16 protein-coding genes and 1 riboswitch are annotated in these 18,704 nt (G+C 34.2%); of the genes, 13 read left to right on the top strand and 3 right to left on the bottom strand.

The window, feature by feature from the left end:
• Positions 1–6: 6 nt before the first annotated feature.
• Complete coding sequence (locus DW114_RS00915) at positions 7–1,365, top strand: MATE family efflux transporter (protein ID WP_117451490.1); 1,359 nt, start codon at positions 7–9, stop codon at positions 1,363–1,365.
• Between the two features lie 53 nt (positions 1,366–1,418).
• On the opposite strand, the gene DW114_RS00920 is transcribed toward DW114_RS00915, so the two are convergent.
• Positions 1,419–1,907 carry a hypothetical protein gene (locus DW114_RS00920; protein WP_117451491.1) on the bottom strand — a complete coding sequence of 163 codons (489 nt, stop codon included), beginning with the start codon at positions 1,905–1,907 and terminating at the stop codon, positions 1,419–1,421.
• Between the two features lie 969 nt (positions 1,908–2,876).
• Here DW114_RS00920 and DW114_RS00925 point away from each other — a divergent pair.
• The 5 genes from DW114_RS00925 to DW114_RS00945 all read left to right on the top strand — a co-directional run bounded on the left by DW114_RS00925 (position 2,877) and on the right by DW114_RS00945 (position 8,609).
• Entirely contained in the window at positions 2,877–3,374 is a 498-nt protein-coding gene (locus tag DW114_RS00925) for a PTS sugar transporter subunit IIA (RefSeq protein WP_117451492.1), read from the top strand.
• Positions 3,375–3,376: 2 nt separating this feature from the next.
• The gene (locus DW114_RS00930) at positions 3,377–4,201 is read left to right on the top strand and encodes a PRD domain-containing protein (protein ID WP_117451493.1); all 825 of its coding nucleotides are present in this window, start codon (positions 3,377–3,379) and stop codon (positions 4,199–4,201) included.
• Positions 4,202–4,339: 138 nt separating this feature from the next.
• Positions 4,340–5,689, top strand: a complete 1,350-nt coding sequence (locus DW114_RS00935) for a PTS transporter subunit EIIC (protein WP_117451495.1) — start codon at positions 4,340–4,342, stop codon at positions 5,687–5,689.
• 11 nt (positions 5,690–5,700) lie between these two features.
• Positions 5,701–7,611, top strand: a complete 1,911-nt coding sequence (locus DW114_RS00940; protein WP_117451497.1) for an FAD-dependent oxidoreductase — start codon at positions 5,701–5,703, stop codon at positions 7,609–7,611.
• A 140-nt stretch (positions 7,612–7,751) separates the two neighbouring features.
• Positions 7,752–8,609 carry a Fic/DOC family protein gene (locus DW114_RS00945; RefSeq protein ID WP_117451499.1) on the top strand — a complete coding sequence of 286 codons (858 nt, stop codon included), beginning with the start codon at positions 7,752–7,754 and terminating at the stop codon, positions 8,607–8,609.
• 101 nt (positions 8,610–8,710) lie between these two features.
• Here DW114_RS00945 and DW114_RS00950 read toward each other — a convergent pair whose 3' ends face one another.
• Positions 8,711–9,529, bottom strand: a complete 819-nt coding sequence (locus tag DW114_RS00950) for an HAD family hydrolase (protein WP_117451501.1) — start codon at positions 9,527–9,529, stop codon at positions 8,711–8,713.
• A 181-nt stretch (positions 9,530–9,710) separates the two neighbouring features.
• Here DW114_RS00950 and DW114_RS00955 point away from each other — a divergent pair, with 181 nt between their 5' ends.
• The 5 genes from DW114_RS00955 (at position 9,711) to DW114_RS00975 (ending at position 14,833) form a co-directional block, all read left to right on the top strand.
• Positions 9,711–11,087, top strand: coding sequence for an MATE family efflux transporter (locus tag DW114_RS00955; RefSeq protein WP_117451503.1), 1,377 nt, complete (start codon positions 9,711–9,713; stop codon positions 11,085–11,087).
• Between the two features lie 85 nt (positions 11,088–11,172).
• Positions 11,173–11,277, top strand: a riboswitch (TPP riboswitch).
• A gap of 232 nt (positions 11,278–11,509) precedes the next feature.
• Positions 11,510–12,079: an energy coupling factor transporter S component ThiW gene (gene thiW / locus DW114_RS00960; RefSeq protein ID WP_117451505.1), complete on the top strand. Its 570-nt coding sequence runs from the start codon at positions 11,510–11,512 to the stop codon at positions 12,077–12,079.
• Positions 12,024–12,842 (top strand): hydroxyethylthiazole kinase, encoded by an 819-nt coding sequence (gene thiM, locus DW114_RS00965; RefSeq protein ID WP_233511342.1) that lies wholly within the window; start codon positions 12,024–12,026, stop codon positions 12,840–12,842. Before thiW ends, thiM begins: the two co-directional genes overlap by 56 nt.
• On the top strand, positions 12,839–13,471 hold the full coding sequence (gene thiE / locus DW114_RS00970) for a thiamine phosphate synthase (protein WP_117451507.1): 633 nt from the start codon (positions 12,839–12,841) through the stop codon (positions 13,469–13,471). The genes thiM and thiE overlap by 4 nt, the downstream gene beginning before the upstream one ends.
• A gap of 159 nt (positions 13,472–13,630) precedes the next feature.
• The gene (locus tag DW114_RS00975) at positions 13,631–14,833 is read left to right on the top strand and encodes a class I SAM-dependent rRNA methyltransferase (RefSeq protein ID WP_117451999.1); all 1,203 of its coding nucleotides are present in this window, start codon (positions 13,631–13,633) and stop codon (positions 14,831–14,833) included.
• Between the two features lie 297 nt (positions 14,834–15,130).
• On the opposite strand, the gene DW114_RS00980 is transcribed toward DW114_RS00975, so the two are convergent.
• Complete coding sequence (locus DW114_RS00980; RefSeq protein WP_117451509.1) at positions 15,131–16,213, bottom strand: helix-turn-helix domain-containing protein; 1,083 nt, start codon at positions 16,211–16,213, stop codon at positions 15,131–15,133.
• 436 nt (positions 16,214–16,649) lie between these two features.
• Here DW114_RS00980 and DW114_RS00985 point away from each other — a divergent pair, with 436 nt between their 5' ends.
• Both DW114_RS00985 and DW114_RS00990 read left to right on the top strand, forming a co-directional pair.
• Positions 16,650–17,045, top strand: a complete 396-nt coding sequence (locus DW114_RS00985; protein ID WP_147322613.1) for a hypothetical protein — start codon at positions 16,650–16,652, stop codon at positions 17,043–17,045.
• A gap of 155 nt (positions 17,046–17,200) precedes the next feature.
• Positions 17,201–18,634, top strand: a complete 1,434-nt coding sequence (locus tag DW114_RS00990) for a DEAD/DEAH box helicase (RefSeq protein ID WP_117451513.1) — start codon at positions 17,201–17,203, stop codon at positions 18,632–18,634.
• Positions 18,635–18,704 lie beyond the last annotated feature (70 nt).

Here is an 18,704-nt window from a genome sequence, read left to right on the forward strand (position 1 = left end):
AAAGGGATGAAAAGATTGAAAAGAAGTTATGAGATGGACATGTGTCATGGTCCATTGTTTTCCAAGATTATTATGTTTGCGATACCTTTGATACTATCAGGTGTATTGCAGCTGCTGTTTAATGCAGCAGATATTGTTGTGGTTGGGCGTTTTACTGGGAGTCATGCATTGGCTGCGGTTGGTTCTACCAGCTCTTTGATTAACCTGCTGGTGAATTTATTCATTGGAGTTTCCGTAGGAGCCAATGTTTTATTGGGAAAATTCTGCGGTGCTCAGGATTATAAAAACGCATCAGAAACTGTTCATACAGCTATCTATATCGCTATTTGGGGTGGTGTCATCATGATTTTTGCTGGATTAATACTGGCAAGACCACTATTAGAACTCATGGGAACACCAATGGATGTTATTGATTTATCTGTATTATATATGCGCATATACTTTATTGGAATGCCTGCTTTTATGATATATAACTTTGGTGCTGCCATACTTCGTGCTGTTGGGGATACAAAACGACCATTATATTTCTTAACAGTTGCCGGTGTCGTCAATGTATTGTTTAACCTGTTATTTGTTATTGTATTCAAAATGGGAGTTGCTGGTGTTGCTTTGGCAACGATTATATCAGAAACCATTAGTGCTGGATTAATTATATTAAGTCTGATGCAGTCAGATGGTATCTTGCGGCTTCATTTAAAGGAAATGAAGTTTCATAAAGATAAGGTAGCCGGTATGCTAAAAATTGGTTTGCCTGCAGGTCTACAAGGTATGATTTTCAATATTTCAAATGTATTGATACAATCATCTGTTAATTCCTTTGGTTCTGTCGTGATGGCTGGAAATACAGCTGCCAGTAATATAGAGGGATTTGTTTATACATCCATGAATGCAATTTATCAGACTTCATTAAGCTTTACATCACAGAATATGGGCGCAAAACAATATCATCGCATTGATAAGATCTTACTACAATGTCTGGGTGTTGTGACAGCCGTTGGACTTGTCTTAGGCGTAGGTGCATTCCTTTGTGGACATACATTATTAGGTATTTATTCCTCCAGTGAGGATGTTATTACGCATGGGATATCGCGTTTAAGTGTCGTGAGTGCCTCATATTTCTTATGCGGTATTATGGATGTCATGGTAGGCAGTTTAAGGGGGATGGGGTATTCCATCATGCCAATGTTGGTATCTTTAACAGGTGCATGTTTATTCCGTGTGATTTGGATATTCACGATTTTCCAGATGGAACATACATTATTCTCATTATATATATCTTATCCAATATCATGGATATTAACTTTTAGTGCGCATGTGATATGTTACTTGGTAGTAAGAAGAAAAGCGCTTTTGAAAGCAGCATAGATTTTATAAAAGGATAGCAGTGTCAGTCTAAGTGATTGATTGCTATCCTTTTCTTATGCTTGATCAAATAAGGCTTTTACTTCTTCAAGCTCAGCCTGATGTTTTTCTTCATCATAACCATCTAAATTCATTGCTTCTTTCACGCAATTTGGTGGAAAAGCTTTTCTTATACTGCTTTCATACTCGCTACCATCTTTTGGAAACCAGATGTCTTTTAGTTTCCATTTGTTGTTTTCTTTTGTATACGTCAAAATAGTAGGTGACTGGAAGCCTTCATAAGCATTTAAATCTTTGGTATATGAACTAGCATAAGCACGCAAATAAATTTTTAAATGTTTCAGTGTTTCTTCTTTGCGCAATACTTTATGACGTTCCACTACTACTAATTCCACATCATCATGTTTCATATAATCAACCAACGTATCATGGATTAAGGTTTCTTGCGCATCGCTTAATTTAGGTGCTATAGGTCTATTGAATATATCCATGGTGGTAAGTATATATCCTAAACATAACAATAAAAAGAAAATACGTTTTTTCATAAAGTATCCCTCATTCCTTATACATATATAGTGTAACAAAAATGGCGTGTGACAAGTCTTACGAAGGACTTAAATTTATGTATAAATTTATGAATATTTCATAATTTATGTTTTAGAAGTTTATCAAAAATTGATAAACTTTTCTAAAAATTCAGAAAGTTTAATAAAAAATGATAAACTTTTTGACAAATATCAAAATACAGTTATGAATTTAATCATATTATTCAATCGCATTTAAAATCAAAGTGAGCCAATCTTTTTCTTATCCAATAGTTTTAAAAAAGATTTTTTAAGGTCTTGTGGTTTATAGAAAAAAGATTTTTCACTCTTACTAAGTTGTTTTTCTTTGAATTTAATGTTCAGTAGTTCTAATGTGCATACAAAACCAGCTAATTGTAATAAGATTTTATCAAATCTTTCTTACTTTCAAAGTTTTGATAAAATCATTATTTATTATGATAACAATCAGCAAGAGCTTAATCTAATAATAAGGCGATTTACTATCTTCTACACCAAAGTCACCTGATTCATCAATAAATATACTTAACTCTTTCATGACCCCTCCTTATAAAAAATGACAGGAGATGTCCCTGTCTACGGTGGCCCAGATCATTATGAACAAGCCAAACTATATATGCCATATGACATTTTTATTGTATTCATTTCTTAGCAAATCTATACCTTAACAGCAAGCATAAAACTTCATTTAGTTTATTTTGATGACGGAATTATTACTGTTCAGATTTTAGATCTATTAATATTAAAACGAAAATAAAGAATGAAATGAAAATTATTTTCAAGTGTACTTTTTATTCTATGTGTTGACTTTTAGAATTTAGAATGGTAAACTGAAAATGTAAAAGATGAATGTGATGTATTGATTTGGATTGTCACTGGTAATGCAGGCGAAACCAAAGCTGACCGAGATATGCGGTGAGTTTTGGTTTTTTGTTTATTTGGAGGAATAATATGGCATTGTTTAGAAAAGAAAAGAAGATTGATATTAAAAACGTAAATCCGTATACGTTATATGCACCTGTAAAAGGGGTGTTAAAGCCGATTGAATTAGTAGATGATATGGTTTTCAGTAGTAAGATGATGGGAGATGGTATCGCAATTGAACCAATAGATGGAAAAATATATAGTCCTGTTGATGGTAAAATCAGTGTTGTATTTCCTACAGGGCATGTAGTTGGTATAGAGAGTGATAGTGGTATGCGTGTAATATTGCACATAGGAATTGACACCGTAGAATTAAATGGTGAAGGATTCCAATCATATGTACATGTTGGGGATAAAGTACATGCAGGAAGTTTCATAATGAAAATTAATCTACATACAATTACAAAAAATTATCAAGCAACGACGATGATGGTAATTGAAAATAGTGAGGAATTTCATTTCATAAATAAAAGAATGGGGGAAGTGGAGCCTGGTATGCAGGTGTTGGAAGTAGAAAGGGTGTAATTATGAAAATTATAAAGCTCTTAAATAACAATGTTGTGATTGCGAAGGATCGTCGAAAAGGGGAAGTTGTCGTGATGGGAACAGGGATTGGTTTTCAGGCAAAAGCTGGTGATCATGTACGTCATGATAAAATCCAGAAGGTATTTGTATTGAATGAAAACACAAAACTTGGAGAACTTATTTCACAAATTCCTGCTTCATATTTAGAACTAACAGAAAAGATTGTAGATTATTCAAAAAATAATTATGAAATGATATTAAGTGAAAATATTTATTTATCTCTAACGGATCATATCTACTTCGCATTAAAACGAATCAAGGAAGAAACGGATATAGATAATCCATTTTTGATAGAAGTAAAAGAGTTTTACAAAGATGAATTTAAGATAGGATGCTATGCGAAAAAGCTGATACATGAGATGTATAGTGTGGATATTCCCGATGAAGAAATTGGTTATATCGCATTACATCTGATAGAAAATACACATAATCAGGGCAAACGGTATGTAAGTAAAACATTAGATGTTGTAGATGCTACAATCACTTTTATCAAAGAAGATTATCTAACTTCAATTGATGAAAACAGTCTTGCATATACACGATTAGTAAACCATGTAAAACATTTCGCGAAACGCTATATAGAAGATAGTGAGAATGATGTAGATGACCAATTACTATCTAAGACGATTACAGAAGTATTCATCAAAGAATATGAATGTGTTGAGCGGTTAAGTGAGCATTTGAAAAAAACGTTTGGAAGGGAAATTAAAAACCCTGAGAAAAACTATTTAATCCTTCATTTACGTAATTGTAAGGATTTGAAATAGACACTGAGATAGTTACTATTTAATTAGGCTAAACTCAAGACATGGTAAAAGACTGTGGACTTGAGTTTTTTTAGAAAGAGAGGCGAAAAAAGATAAAACTCAAATCTGCCAATAGCCATGAAAGGAGAGAAAATTAAAATGAACTATGAAGAAATTGCAAAACAGATTTTAGACAACGTTGGCGGTAACCATAATATTGTCAGCATCATCAGTTGCTTTACACGAGTTAGAATTGAAGTCAGAAATAAAGAATTGGTAAATGAGGATGCTATCAGTCATTTAGAAGGTGTAAAAGGTGCCTCTTTCTTCAACATGACCTATCAAATTGTATTTGGTGGAAAATGTAATGATGTCTACGATGCACTAATGAAGATTGCGGATATCAAAGAAGAAAAGAATTATGAGAATCAAACAAATAAGAAGTTTTCATGGCAAATGATTATTGATTATATCACAGGTACCATTCAGCCAATTATCCCGGTATTGATTGGTTGTGGATTAATTCAAGGTATTATCGCGATGTTATCTTATTTAAATGTAGATGCGACAACCTATGGATATCAGATTGTAAGTGCTGCTGGAACTGCGGGCTACTATTTCTTGCCAATCTTATTAGGATTCAGCTCAGCGAAAAAATTAGGTGTGAATCCATACATTGGGGCTGTATTAGGCGGTGTATTGGTTTATCCTTCTGTATTAACATTGGCTTCTTCTGGTGAAAGTTATGCATCTTTTTATGGTATTCCAGTGAAACTTGTTGCTTATTCATCAACATTAACACCTATTATGTTAACTATGCCAGTGGTATATTGGATTGAAAAAATCGCAAAGAAAATATCACCAACGGTTTTGAAATCCGTTTTAGTTCCTGCGATTACAATCCTTGTTGCATTGCCAATTATGTTATCCGTGACAGGACCACTGGCACAGATCATTTCAGAATTATTAGGTAAAGGTATTACATATATCTATTCTAATTTTGCAATCTTCGGTGGGCTCATTATTGGGGCAACTTGTCCATTCTTTGTATTAACAGGAATTCACCAGGCGACTGCAATCCCTATTGTATTAAATGAGCTGGCAACTGTTGGATATTCTGTTGTCTTTCCGATTCTTGGATTTGGAAATGCTTCTGTTGCCGGAGCAGCGCTAGGTGTTGCTTTAAAAACTAAAAATAAAAACTTAAGAGGTGAAGGTTTAAGTTCTGCAGTAATAGGTGCTGTTGGTATTACAGAACCAGCATTATATGGTGTCTTATTACCAACAAAGAAACCGTTTATCGCTGTTGGTATTATGTCAGGAATATGTGGGGCTTTATCCCTTGTATTCATGGTAAAAGCCTATGGCTTGGGACTATGTGGATTAGGTGGTATACCTTTATTCTTAGGTGATACATTTGTTATGTGGTGTGTCTTAATGTTAGTCGCATATTTTGGTTCTGCCGCTATTACTTATTTCTTGGAATTTAAGGATATCCCTGAAGAATAGAGGTATAAATTATGAAATATCCACATTTATTTGAACCGTTAAAGGTAAATCAAATGATCATAAAAAACCGAATCATATCTGCACCGCTTGGCAGTCTTACTGATAAATCTATCAGTGGAATTGGTATGATTATCAGAGGAACAAGTGGTTGTGTACCAGATGGTAGATCACGTATGGCTCCAGGGCCTTATTGTTTTGAAGATATGATACAAAGCACAAAAGTTAGAGAACAGGTATCCATTATACGTCAACGTGGCGCCAAAGCAGAATTTGAATTATGCCATGTTGGTCAATATGCGAAAGTAGCACCTGGGGATTATGCAATTGGCCCTGTAGGATTTATTAGAGAAGATGGTACAGAAGTAAAAGCCATGGATGAAACAATGATGAATGAGGTCGCAGATGCTTTTGCGAAGGGCGCAATGGATGCGAAAGAATATGGTTTTGATATGGTAATGCTGCATTTTGGACATGGATGGTTGCCTACACAATTTTTATCTCCACATTTTAATAAACGAACAGATGCCTATGGAGGAAGCTTTGAAAACAGAATTAAATTTCCAAAAATGATTGTGGAACGTGTTAGAAAAGCGGTAGGACCAGATTATCCTTTAGATATGCGTATCAGCTTAAACGAATATATTGAAGATGGAACTGATACACAAGAGATTATAAGATTTATTCAACATATTGAAGATAAGATTGACATGGTACATGTATCATGTGGATTGGAAAGAGAATTATCCGCAATGACGAAGATGACAACATCTCCTTATTTTCCACATATGGTAAATACAAAGTATTCAAAGATTGTGAAAGAAGCTGTACATATTCCTGTCGCAGTGGTTGGTGCTATCATGACACCAGAAGAAGCAGAAGGAATCATCGCAAATAAAGAAGCCGATGCAATAGTTGTTGGCAGACAAATCATTGCGGATCCTTTCTGGACAAAGAAAGTATGGGAAGATAAAGCAGAAGATATCGTGCCATGTTTACGATGTTTAAACTGTTATAATATGTACGCAAGAGAAAAAGATAAACATTATGGTATGAAAAGTATTACTTGTTGTTCTGTAAATCCACGTTATCTTCATGAGGATCGAGTACCTGTGAAACTTTCAAAGGCAGAGCATAAGAAAAAAGTATATGTAATCGGTGGAGGGCCAGCAGGATGTAAAGCAGCGTTGACAGCTTATGAGCGTGGACATGATGTTATTATAATGGAAAAGGAAGATCATCTTGGGGGCCAATTATACTGTAGTGAATTTGATGAATCGAAACAGGATCTAAAACGTTATAAAGATTATCTGATTAGACAGATTGAAAAATCAGATATTGAAGTACGTTATCATTGTGACGCTACAAAATGTAAAGAAGAATTGAAAAATGCTGATTCTATAATCGTGGCTGTAGGGGCACAACCAGTAGTACCACATATCAAAGGGATTGATCAATCTCATGTTATGAATGCTTTATATGCTTATGAACATCAAGCTGAAATAAAAGAACAGGTTGTGATTGTAGGAGGTGGTTCTGTAGGGACTGAACTTGCAAAACTATTGGCAAAGCAAAACAAGAAGGTCACCATTGTGGAATATCAAAAGCAATTATGTTCAAACTTAAATGAACATGTGCGAATGGGGTTGCTTCAGCAGCTATCCATGAGTGGAGATATAGATATTTTATTAGAAAGTGAATGTAAAGAAATTCATTCAAATACGATTATTGTAGAAACAAAAGATGGAATAAAAACAATCTATGCAGATACTGTAATTATATCTGTTGGCATGAAATCTCGTCGTGATATCGCTAATGAATTTTATGGTATTGTACAAGATACCAATATCATAGGAGATGCAAATCGACCAGCTACGGTGGCAGAAGCTACTCATGATGGTTATTATGTAAGTGCTAGTTTATAATGTGTAAGAGTGGTGTGAAAGCCGCTCTTTTTTTACATGCTTTTTTATCAATTGTTTATATTAAAACGATTGAAATTCATGAGTGCGTATGTTAAAGTACGAGTTGAATGGTACCATAAAAGAATGATAGGAGAATGACAATGAATATAAATGATATTAATCTTGATGAAGAAAAACAGTATAATAAAATAGATGAAGAAAAGATAAAATATGACAAAAAAACCAGACAGCTATATTGGGATATCGCTATTGGTTTAAATGATGTTGATAATTTAAAACCGTCACAATATTTCAAAGAACTAATTAAAGAAAATGTAGAAGGAAATAAAAGTAATTATGAAATTGAATTAGCAATTAAAGCCTACTATAAGGAAAAGGAAGCTAAAAAACAAGTTTTAGAAAGTGAACTAGAATGTGATATGGTTTCACTTAGAATTAAGGAGTTATTAGAGGATGAAAGCTTTGTATTTTTACCAGTCACGTTAAAATTGATACATAAGTATCTATTTCAAGATGTATATGATTTTGCGGGTAAATTTAGAACATATAATATTACAAAGGAAGAAGTTATTTTAAACAATGATACTGTAAATTATGCAAATCATATGATGATTGAAAATGCATTAGATTATGATTTTAAGGAAGAAAAGAAATTTGATTATGCGAATAAAACACTAAAAGAACAATTAGAAAGAATTACAGAATTTACTTCATCTATTTGGCAAATACATGCATTTGATAAAGGAAATACAAGAACAACAGCATTATTTATAGAAAAATATCTTAGATCAAAGGGTTATCTAGTGACAAATGAAATATTTAAAGAACATTCTTTGTATTTTAGAAATGCATTAGTGAGAGCAAATTATTCAAATTATGCAAAAAAAGTTTATGCGACAAATGAATATTTAATTCGCTTCTTTGAGAATCTTTTAATGAACAAAAAGCACGTTTTACATAATCGTGACTTGATTGTAAAGGAATTATTTGAGGAATAATTGGTACTAAGCTGTAGTTTTAACACATGGTGAATATAAAAGAGGATTTTCATGAATTTCATACTAATAAAAAGGCTTGATTTCAAATCAAACCTTTTCTTTTACCATCCTTTTGGCTGAATAACATGCGTTTCCATATAATCTGCCCATCCATCTTCTGCACAGGTTTTCTCTGTGATCTCATCTGCAATTGCCTTAGTATCCTCACTGCCATTACGTAAACAGACGCCCCATCCACTCGCCATTAACATATCGTTATCATTAGAAGTATCTCCAAAAGCAATCACATCATCTAAAGATAAATCATGCAGATCACAAAACTTCTGTAACGTATAAGCCTTGGATACACGATCATCTGAAAATTCTATTAATGTAGACTGTGTCTTAAATGCACGATATTTACCATTTGGATGTTCCTTAAAATAAGCTTCCACCTTTTTGGTATCCTCTTCACTTGTACGAAACATGATTTTCGCATTATCTTCAGTATAAAAATCTGCCATAGAATCCACAACCACAGGCTCCATTTTAGAAGAAGATGTGGACAAACGTACCATTTCATCCAGTTTTCCACATAACAAATGATTCCCTTTATACATCATCGGATTGGTATCAAACTGGCTCATGAATGCAATGACTTCTTTGATCCATTCCTTTTTCATTAGATAATACTGATATTCTTTCTTTACAATACCATCCCATAAAATAGATCCATTTAAAGAAATCAATAAATCTAAATCCTCAAATCCCCATGCATGGATCATTCGCTTCACTTCAATCAATGATCGCCCAGAAGCAATGCCAAAATAAATGCCATGCTTTTGTAACGTTTGAATGACTGCTTTTGCACGTGGTGTCAAGGTCGTATGTTTTACAATTAAGGTATTATCAATATCACAAACAACAACTTTCTTGTCCATATAAGCTCCTTTCAAAGTGTATCTCTATTGATTATTATATCCTTTTTACGAGAAAAAAACAGTGTAAGATTAAGAAAAGAAATGAAATATATAAAACACGTAAAAGATAACCAAACTACGCATTCCAAGGGCGTTTATGACGTGGTATAATGGTAACAAGATTTTAGAGAAGAGGGAGATTATGGATCAAACAGGGATTTTAGAGGGAAATCTGACAAAGGCACTGTTTCGTATGGCGGTTCCTTTATTTTTACTTAATTTTTTAAACTCATTATATAACGTAATTGATACGTTCTGGGTAGGTCAGATTGGTGAACTACAGGTCGGGGCTGTATCACTTGTTGGACCAATTATGTGGTGTGCACAAAGTGTGGCATCTGGATTAAGTGCGGCAGCGATTGCAATCATATCTACCAAACTAGGCGCAAAACAAAAAGATGAAGCTAACCGTTTTGCGACAGCCCTGGTATACTTTGCGTTTATATTTGCGATTATATTAAGCGTTGGCACAATCTTATTTTCAAATACAATATTAGGATATCTGGATACACCAGCCGAAATATATCAGGATTCTCATGATTATCTGATTGGAATATCATTTGATTATCTGGGATTGATCTTATTAAATCTATATATGGCAATTCGTCAAAGTGCCGGGGATAGTAAAAGCGGTGTAAAATTAAATGCGATTGCGTCAATATTAAATGTATTCTTAGATCCATTATTTATCTTTATGTTCCATATGGGCATCATGGGGGCAGCAGTAGCGACAGTATTATCAAAGATTCTTGTACTACCACTTGCTTATCGATCTATTCGCTCAAAAGACAATGAAGTTTATGTGGCGTTTCGTAAATATCCTTTTCAGTTATCTGATGGGAAAACAATTCTACGTCTGTGTATACCAGCAGCGAGTGGTCAATTCTTAGAAAGTTTAGGCTTTGTGATTATGAATAAATATATCGTGTTCTATGGAGCAGTGGCGATATCTGCGTATGGTGTTGGTGGTAAACTTGTGAATTTGATGTATATACCGATTGTATCCTTCGGTTCCATACTTGCGACATTTATCGGTCAGAATTTAGGTGCTGGTAATATCGAAAGGGCAAGAAAATGTTATTGGGTAACCATGCGTATATCCGTGATCAGTGCCATTGCGTTAACGATTATCGGCATGCTGTTGATCAATCCATTTACCCGTATATTTGTTCCAGATGCCAGTGAAGAGTTACTGTCTATTGCATTTGAGTACAATTTTTTCGCATTATTGACAGGTGTTTTTATGGGCTGGTATATGAATTTAAACAGTGTATTCAATGGATCCGGGCATACCAATACTACCTTTATTCTTTCAATGTTGCGGCTATGGGGCTTTCGCATTCCTATGATTATCCTGTTTCATAAGTTCACGGAATTGGGTATTACCGGTATATGGCTTGCGATGTTGTTAAGTAATATTTTAGAATGTATTGTAGGGCAATGGATCTATCAACAAAATCGATGGGTTAAAACAACGCTTGTACAAAAGGAGCTGCAGGAAAGCAGTGTGACTGCATAAAAAGTCTGAATATATCTTATTTCTAATGTAAATCACTATGAAAAAAAGCTCTTGCAATCCTTATTTCAAAGTGGTACCATACTAATGTAATAAAAAGGGGAGCCAATGTGTGCTGAGAGGAAACATTACGTTTCGACCCTGTGAACCTGATACGGGTAATGCCGGCGTAGGGAGTATAACAGAGGTAATCTGAGATATGTCTTTACGTGGATATATCTCTTTTTTATTACTGCTAATGGAAGGGGAGCGCCTTACATTAAAAGATAATCAGCGAGGGAGCCTGCAGACAGGCTGAGAGGAAACTGGCAAGCGTTTCGACCGTACCATATCTGGAAACTGAACCCGATAAACGGCGCTGATTTTTATTTGTATCCTTTTATTTGGTTCAGCATTTCCAGCGAACAAATAGGAGGGTGTTTTTTATGAACAAACAAAATCAAATTTTTCGTAGCGTATTTTTTGCGATGATGGTAGCGGTAGGTGTGGTAATATCACCCATTCTTCGAGTAGAAGGAATGTGTCCGATGGCTCACTTGATCAATATCACAATGGCAGTATTGATGGGACCATGGTATTCTTTGGGGTGTGCTGTAGCTATCGGTATTATTCGTATGGCATGTATGGGAATTCCACCACTTGCATTAACAGGAGCTGTCTTTGGCGCAGCATTATCTGGCATACTATATCGAGCAAGCAATGGAAAAATCTGGGCCGCTGTGCTTGGAGAAATTATCGGTACAGGGATTATTGGTGCTATCGTATCCTATCCTGTTATGGCATATCTATGGGGTAAAAATGGATTAACATGGATGTTCTATGTGCCAAGTTTCCTGATGGGAACCATCATTGGAGGAAGTATTGCTTTCGCATTCCTGTTGAAACTGCAGCATAATGGCATGCTTGCGAAAATGCAGAGAAAGCTTGGAGGTAAGACTTATGAATATACAAGAGGAGTTGTGGCAGGACAAAGCGAAGCTGCACTTGACGCATAATCTGATTCATTGTATCACCAATCCCATATCTATGAATGATTGTGCTAATGCAGTTCTTGCGTTAGGTGGAAAACCAATTATGGCACAACACCCGGATGAAGTAGCACAAATCACCAAAACCGCGAAAGCACTAGCCTTAAATCTGGGAAACTTTGATGATATCCGAAGTAAAGCAATGATAGTATCCATAAAAACTGCTAACGAAAACTACATACCAGTTGTTTTAGATTTGGTAGGTGTTGGCTGTAGCGACTTGCGTTATAATTATGCAAAATCAATGATGGATGCTTACCATATCGATGTAATCAAAGGAAATCTTTCAGAGATTCGTGCAATTGCAGGAAAGCCTGCACATGCACTTGGCATTGATGTTGGAGATTCTGATATCGAACGTGTAGAAGACAGTGCCATCTGGATTCAGGACTTTGCGAAACAAACAGGCTGTTGTATCTTATGCAGTGGAGCTATAGATATCATCAGTGATGGGATACATACCTATAAAGTAGAAAACGGCTGTGAATTATTGACTTTATGTACGGGCACAGGCTGTATGTTAAATGTAATCACTGCGACTTTTTTATCCTGTATGGAGCCTATAAAAGCTTGTATGCTGGCATGTAGCTATTTTGGCGTTGTCGCAGAAAAGTGTCTGAAAGAAACCACGATGCCGGGAAGTTTTCATTATAAATTATTTGATTGGCTGTATGCATTAGAAAAAGAAGAGTATTTAAAATATGCAAAAATAAGTGAGGTAGTGCTATGAGCAAATTAGATTTAACATTATATCTGGTCACAGATTCTACAAATATGACAGAAGATGAGTTTTTATCAAAAGTAGAAGCTGCATGTAGAGGTGGTGTCACACTTATCCAATTACGTGAAAAGAATCGGACAACGAAGGAATATATAGATTTAGCAAATAAAGTAAAAGCGATTAGTGATCGTTATGATTTACCTTTACTGATTGATGATCGATTAGATGTTGCGATGGCAGTGGATGCCGCAGGAGTTCATGTAGGCGCAGATGATATGCCAGTGGCACTCGCAAGAAAACTATTGGGACCAGATAAGATCGTTGGTGCGACCGCAAAAACTGTAGAAGCTGCCATGATAGCGCAAGCAGATGGCGCAGACTACCTGGGTGTTGGCGCAATTTATCCTACAACTACAAAAGTAAAAACAGTTCTTACAAAGGTAGAAACTTTACAAGACATTTGTGAACATGTATCCATTCCCGTTGGCGCAATTGGAGGATTAAATAAAGATAACTGCGATATTTTAAAAGGCACAGATATTGATGGACTCTGTGTTGTATCAGCGATTATGAAACAAGATGATTGTGAAACAGCCGCAAGAGAACTGAAAGCAAAAATTCAAAGTATTTTAAAGTAACAAAAAACACAGAATAGCCAGGGTTCAAATGGTTCTTCTGTGTTTTTTTGTGTTTCCATTATTATCACACCAATTTTTATCAAATCTTTATCATAAGCATTGTATGTTATGAAAACATTGTGGTAAAATGAGGTGTATTTGTGAATGAGAGGTATGTATATGAAAAGAAAATATCCTGTGGTCATCATATCAGAAGAAGGCGCATCATGGCTTGAAAAAGGTCAGATGTGGATGTATAAAAATAATCTGGAATCCATTGATGAGGATGCAGAAAATGGAACACTTGTGGATATCATCAGCGAAAAAGGAAAATACTTAGGCACTGGTTTTCTATCCAGAAACAGTCATATCACAGTGCGTATTTTATCAAAAAATCCTGATGAAGTATTTGATCGTGATTTCTTTAAAAAACGTATCAAATTCGCCTATGATTTCCGTAAGACATTAGAAAAAGAAAACATTACAAACTGTCGCTTGATCTTTGGAGAAGCTGATGAACTTCCAGGATTAACAGTAGATCGTTATAATGATATTCTGGTCGCGCAAATCAGTACTTATGGTATGGAACAAATCAAAGATATGTTATATGAAATCCTACTAGAAGTATTAAGCGAAGATGGTCAGGATGTCAAAGGCATTTATGAGCGAAATGATGTAAAAATTCGTACAAAAGAAGGCTTGCCATTGGAAAAAGGGTATTGGCGAAATGCTGATTTACCAACACAGACAATTATCAATGAAAATGGTCTACGTATTCATGTTGACGTTGAAAATGGACAGAAAACCGGCTATTTCTTAGATCAGAAAAGCAATCGTGTGTTATTAAGAAATATGGCTGAAGGCAAAAAGGTCTTAGATTGTTTTACACATACAGGTGGCTTTGCGTTAAATGCAGCCTATGGAAATGCACTACATGTAGATGCCGTTGATGTATCGCAAACAGCTCTTGATCAGGCTTATGAAAATGCCAAACTGAATCATTTGGAAGAACGTATGTCTTTTATCAAAGCAGATGTATTTGATTTTTTGGAAACATGTGAACCAGGGAAATATGATATTATCATTCTAGATCCACCTGCTTTCACAAAATCTCGTAGAACCATTGATCATGCTTATCAAGGTTATAAAAAAATCAATAAACAAGCAATGAAGCTATTAGGCAGAGGCGGTTATCTGATTACCTGCAGTTGTTCACGCTTTATGGAAACAGCAAACTTTGAAAAAATGTTAAGAGAGTCTGCGAAAGAAACAGGTGTTACTTTGAAACAGGTATCTGTGACACAACAAAATCATGACCATCCAATCCTTTGGACGATGGAAGAAACATCTTATTTAAAATTTTATATCTTTCAGATTATATAAAAAACGTGAGCAATTCACGTTTTTTATAAGAAAGTTTTTTGATAAGGAAATCAAAGAAAAAAGTCAAAAAGGTATATCAATGATAATATCGCGTTTTCATAAGATGTCATGAAAATTATTGATTTAAAAAGTAAATCATATATGTAATTTTAGCATTGCATTTTTAGGTAAAAGATATATAATATGAATGACCGTAGTACCCGCACCTCTTACTGTCGCAAGTAATGTGGCCCAGGGTACTCTTTTAATTTTAGAAGAAGTGTAACAAGCTTCTCCATTTATATGTTCTGTTTTCCATTATAAATCTTCTAAGAATCTATCGATTCCTTTTTCCTTGTATTGTTTTATGATATCCTGAAAACGTTCATCCTGTTGTATAAAAGCATATTCTTCATATTCAGGATTCGCCAAGTCATCAAGAATTTGTTTAGATGTCTTCTGCCCCATTTGTGTTGTACCAGTTTTATTTGGAATATGTTGATACAAAACAGAGGATTGTATTTGCCAAGGGGTAATACTTGCTTTCATAATATTTCTTAAATAATCAATGGATGTATCTATATCTTTCTTTTTTACCGCAAGTTCAAATGGTAAAACACGACTGGTATATTCCCATAAATCAAGAATTTTTGCGATAGTTTGAAATTTATCTGCGAGCATATCACAATCATTTATACGACCTTGTTGCCATGCGATATTCATCAAAAAAGAAAAACAAGCGTGAAGATCATTAGTTATACGAAGCAATTTTTGTTCCATCAACTTACAAGCTTCATCCAGATTACCTTTCTGCTTTTCGATTGTCGCATGAATCTGTTGACGATCAAATTGTAACTCATCAGGCAATTCCTTTAATAATTGTTCAGCTTTCTCATAATGCGCTTGTTCCATCTCATAATAGATAATTCTCGTTGTCGCATACTGCGTAATTTGTGTATCTTTACTATTTTTTAAATCATGATAGTAAGCTTGTATCTGATTGATATGAGCAACTGTTTTTTTCTCATTGGTAAACATATCAAGGCCATCTAATGTGATTGTGATATTCAGCTTTAGTTTATCACTGTTTGGATATTCCTGAAGCTTTTTTTGTGCCAGTGTAAAGCATTCATCTAAAGTATGCTTACGTGCAAAATTAGCTAATTCATTTACAAACTCACCTATTTCCTGATCACACAATTCTTCTTTGAAACATAACAAGGTATTTAAATCAGTATCTAATAATCTGGCTAAAGCAGGAAGTAAGGTAATATCAGGATAAGAAACTGCCTTTTCCCATTTATTTACCGCAGGAGTAGAAACTCCAAGCGAGTTGGCGACCTGTTCCTGTGTTAATCCTTTTTCAATACGTTTTGTTTTTATAATTTCATTTATTTTCATAAGACACGCTCCTAAGTTACTTTCATTCTATCAGATATTAAAATAGTACACAATTGAACGTTTGTTATAGAATTGGTTAAGAAAATTGATTATTAATTAAAAAAGGCATAGCTTCATCGCCATGCCTTACACAAAGGACCTTATTTTGAGAAAGTAGATTCTTCACAGCCAAATAACATTATACATAAAGCTGCGCCAATGATTTGTAAGACTTTCTTCATAATCAGTGCCCTCCTTGTTTCTACACTCCTATTATAATGGGTAATATTGTATTTGTCTTGTCATTTTGGTGACATTAGGATTACAGTTTTGTAAGTTTTGAAAACTGCCTGTTGCTATCAGTTGATAATTTAATAAGAAAAACATAAGTGTTTCTTCATAATTTGGAAATCATGTAATGGTAAACTATGAATATAAAAATGGAGGAAATAATCTTATGAAAAATACCAATAAAAATGCAGTAGTTTTGGACATCGTAATTATCTTTTTTATATTATTATCTAACTTTATTTATATACTTGTTTTAAAACAGCTTCACGAACCAATCATATATCAAGATGATATCATTTATATCCTTCCCTTTTTTATAATGATATTTGCCCACAAAGCTTTGATAAAAGGGAAAGCCTATTCTCTATGGCTGTATCTAATTATCTTCAGTTATGGTTTAATTTATTTATCACAAAAATTCATGAATTATCATTATTTATTTTATTTGACGGAAATTGGTTCTTCATCTAATATCTTTATTAAAACAGAATTACAGTTATTGATTATGTTATTGTGCAGTCCATATATTATTTACACTTTATTTTTTGTGGAAAAATTATAAAATATTAAATAATCATAGTGATAAATAACGCTTTTTATATTGTTTATGAAGATGATTTCTAGTTTGATTGCTTAATGATGTTTGATTAATTTTTTAAACTGTGCAATTTCTATCTACTTCCTGTATAATAGGGAATGGAAATGAGAGTGAATAAAATGAAATTTGAAGATTTTCAATTAGATACAACAATTTTAGAAGCATTAGACAAATTAGGATACGAAGAACCATTACCAGTACAGGAAGAAGTTATTCCTTTAATTTTAGAAGGGAAAAACGTCATCGTCAAATCCAAAACCGGAAGTGGAAAAACAGCATCTTTTGCGATTCCGATTATTGAGAATATTATATGGGACGAACGTGATCCACAATGCTTGGTATTAACACCTACAAGAGAACTTGCCTTGCAGATCAAAGAGGAATTTGATAATATAGGTGCATATAAACGTTTAAAAAGTGCCGCAATCTTTGGGAAACAGCCGTATCGTTTTCAGGTACAGGATTTAAAACAGCGCTGTCATGTTGTTGTAGGAACACCAGGTAGAATTTTAGATCACTTGCAAAGAGGCACGCTAAAATTAAACAATATAAAAACATGTATTATTGATGAAGCTGATGAAATGCTGAATATGGGGTTTATTGATAATGTAAAAGAAATCATGGGTTATTTCCCTGGAAATTTAACTACCTGTTTATTTAGTGCTACTTATCCACCAGCGATACAGGAATTAGCAACCAGCTTTATTCCAAATGCAAATATGGTGGAAATCGCAAGTACTCATGCAGTTACAGAACTTGTGACACATTATGCATATCGTATGAAAGAACATGAAAAACTTGATTTTTTAATCAAGCTGCTTTGCCAGTTACAGCCAGCAAGTTGTATTATTTTTGCGAAAACGCAGGAGCATGTAAAAGAAGTGTGTGATGCATTATATAAACTTGATTTAAGTGTTGATAAAATCCATGGTGGCATGCTTCAAGAAGATCGTATGGATAATTTGAATGATTTTAAGAAAGGTAAATTGAGAATTCTTGTAGCGACAGATGTTGCCGCAAGAGGAATTGATATCAAGGATGTTTCTCATATTATAAACTATGATATGCCAAATCAGGCGGAAACCTATGTACATCGATTAGGTAGAAGTGGACGTGTAAATGCAAGTGGTGTTGCGATTTCACTTATTGCACAATATGATGGTGCACGTGTTGCGGCATTAGAAGAATTTTTAAATGAATCATTAGATATCAAGGATACGAAAGAAATCTTAGAGGTTATCGTTGATGAACAGGCATTAGAAGGTTTGCGTCATCCAATCGAAATTAAAGAAGAAAAAGGCAAAGAACTTCGTAAGGATACAATGAAGATTTATTTAAATGGTGGAAAAAGTAAGAAAATTCGTGCTGGCGATATCGTTGGTGCAATCTGTGAAATTGAAGGTGTCACAGGTGATGATATTGGAGTCATTCAGATACAGGATCGTCAATCATATGTAGATATCCTACATGGGAAAGGAAAAATCGTTTTGAAAGCATTACAAAAGAAAACGATTAAAGGAAAACAATTAAAGGTACAAAAAGCGAAAGATTAGCGATTGAAATATATCGCTTTTTTTAAATTTTTACGATATCTTAAAGAAAATATTTTAATTAAATATTGAT

Source organism: Absiella sp. AM09-50, from assembly GCF_003433845.1.
GTDB classification, from domain to species: domain Bacteria; phylum Bacillota_I; class Bacilli_A; order Erysipelotrichales; family Erysipelotrichaceae; genus Hoskinsella; species Hoskinsella hominis.

Coding starts and splice junctions, on each gene's coding strand:
- DW114_RS00930 (WP_117451493.1), top strand. CDS start 3,377: ATGAAAATTATAAAGCTCTTAAATAACAATGTTGTGATTGCGAAGGAT.
- DW114_RS00985 (WP_147322613.1), top strand. CDS start 16,650: ATGAAAAATACCAATAAAAATGCAGTAGTTTTGGACATCGTAATTATC.
- DW114_RS00920 (WP_117451491.1), bottom strand. CDS start 1,907: ATGAAAAAACGTATTTTCTTTTTATTGTTATGTTTAGGATATATACTT.
- DW114_RS00945 (WP_117451499.1), top strand. CDS start 7,752: ATGAATATAAATGATATTAATCTTGATGAAGAAAAACAGTATAATAAA.
- thiM (WP_233511342.1), top strand. CDS start 12,024: ATGAATATACAAGAGGAGTTGTGGCAGGACAAAGCGAAGCTGCACTTG.
- DW114_RS00935 (WP_117451495.1), top strand. CDS start 4,340: ATGAACTATGAAGAAATTGCAAAACAGATTTTAGACAACGTTGGCGGT.
- thiE (WP_117451507.1), top strand. CDS start 12,839: ATGAGCAAATTAGATTTAACATTATATCTGGTCACAGATTCTACAAAT.
- DW114_RS00925 (WP_117451492.1), top strand. CDS start 2,877: ATGGCATTGTTTAGAAAAGAAAAGAAGATTGATATTAAAAACGTAAAT.
- DW114_RS00975 (WP_117451999.1), top strand. CDS start 13,631: ATGAAAAGAAAATATCCTGTGGTCATCATATCAGAAGAAGGCGCATCA.
- DW114_RS00980 (WP_117451509.1), bottom strand. CDS start 16,213: ATGAAAATAAATGAAATTATAAAAACAAAACGTATTGAAAAAGGATTA.
- DW114_RS00940 (WP_117451497.1), top strand. CDS start 5,701: ATGAAATATCCACATTTATTTGAACCGTTAAAGGTAAATCAAATGATC.
- DW114_RS00955 (WP_117451503.1), top strand. CDS start 9,711: ATGGATCAAACAGGGATTTTAGAGGGAAATCTGACAAAGGCACTGTTT.
- DW114_RS00990 (WP_117451513.1), top strand. CDS start 17,201: ATGAAATTTGAAGATTTTCAATTAGATACAACAATTTTAGAAGCATTA.
- DW114_RS00950 (WP_117451501.1), bottom strand. CDS start 9,529: ATGGACAAGAAAGTTGTTGTTTGTGATATTGATAATACCTTAATTGTA.
- DW114_RS00915 (WP_117451490.1), top strand. CDS start 7: ATGAAAAGATTGAAAAGAAGTTATGAGATGGACATGTGTCATGGTCCA.
- thiW (WP_117451505.1), top strand. CDS start 11,510: ATGAACAAACAAAATCAAATTTTTCGTAGCGTATTTTTTGCGATGATG.